The following is a 1,151-nucleotide window of genomic DNA, read 5'->3' as shown; positions in this document are numbered from 1 at the left end:
TGGGTGCAGGACCTGCGCCGCTACGCGCTGGTGCGCCCGCAGCCCGCTCCTGCGCCGACCAGCAGCCCGCGGCCGACGGCGACGCGTGCCGTCATCGCGGCCTGCCCGGCGTGTGACGAGTACGGCTGGCTCCTGGACGACGACGACAGCGGCCCGCAGCGCCGCTGCACCCACCCCGGCATCACCCGCAGCCAGGTGGAGGCGGCCCAGTGACCACCCAGATGCTGGACCGGGAGCAGCAGGAGCAGGGGCAGGCCGTGTCGGTGGACGCGGAGCGCCGCGCGCTGGGCGCCTGCCTGATGGCCACCCCCTCCTACGACCCGGTGGCCGACGTGGCCCGGGCCGTGCGCGAGGGCGACTGGCACGAGCCCGCGCACGAGCTGGTCTGGTCGGCGGTGCAGCGGCTGCACGGGGCGAGCCGCCCGACCGGCGTACCGGCGGTGGAGGCCGAGCTGCGCCGCACCGGCGACCTGGAACGCGCCGGCGGGGTGGTCGGCCTGTCCCGGCTCGCGAGTGAAGCGTGCTCGGCGGCCGAGGCCGGCCACTACGCCGACCTGGTGCACGGCTACGCCCAGGTGCGCCGCTACCAGGCCGCCCTGGTGCGCGGGATGCAGGGCGCCCGCCAGGCCGACCCCCTGTCCGTGCCGGAGACCATCACCGCCCACCAGGCGGAGCTGGAGTACCTCGCCGCCGACGACCAGGCCGACGACGACGACTTCGGCCGGTTCGGCGACCACCTGGACGCCCACCTGGACAGCCTGGCGGTGTCCCTCCCGGCCGCCGCCGTCACCGGCTTCAGTGACCTGGACGCCCTGATGAAGCTGATGCCCGGGCAGCTGATCGTGGTCGCCGCCCGCCCGGCCATGGGCAAGTCCGCGTTCGCCCTCGGCGTGGCCACCGCCAACGCCCGCACCGGCGCCCCCACCCTGGTGCACAGCCTGGAAATGGGCCGTGCGGAGGTCAGCAACCGGATCCTGTCCGCCCGGGCCCGGGTGGCCTTCCACCACATCCGCGACGGCGTCGACGGTCTGACCCAGGACGACTGGGACCGCCTGGACCGGCACACCCCCGAACTGCGGGGCCTGCCGCTGTGGATGGACTACTCCGCCCGCCTCAGCCCCGCCCGCATCCGCTCCCGGATCAAGACCATC

General features: G+C 75.4%; 2 protein-coding genes. Both read left to right on the top strand.

Annotation, left to right across the window (positions count from 1 at the left end; translation table 11 throughout):
• On the top strand, window positions 1-213 hold a 213-nt coding region (locus AB0I73_RS41440; protein WP_363045539.1), incomplete at its 5' end, for a hypothetical protein.
• Window positions 210-1,151 (top strand): DnaB-like helicase C-terminal domain-containing protein (locus AB0I73_RS41435; protein WP_363045538.1); only part of this gene is annotated, 942 nt, incomplete at its 3' end. The genes AB0I73_RS41440 and AB0I73_RS41435, both read left to right, overlap by 4 nt.

Source organism: Streptomyces sp. NPDC050388, assembly GCF_040655635.1.
Taxonomy (GTDB): Bacteria; Actinomycetota; Actinomycetes; order Streptomycetales; family Streptomycetaceae; genus Streptomyces.
The sequence above is the reverse complement of the archived record's forward strand: the minus strand, read 5'-3'. Positions and strand labels throughout refer to the sequence as shown.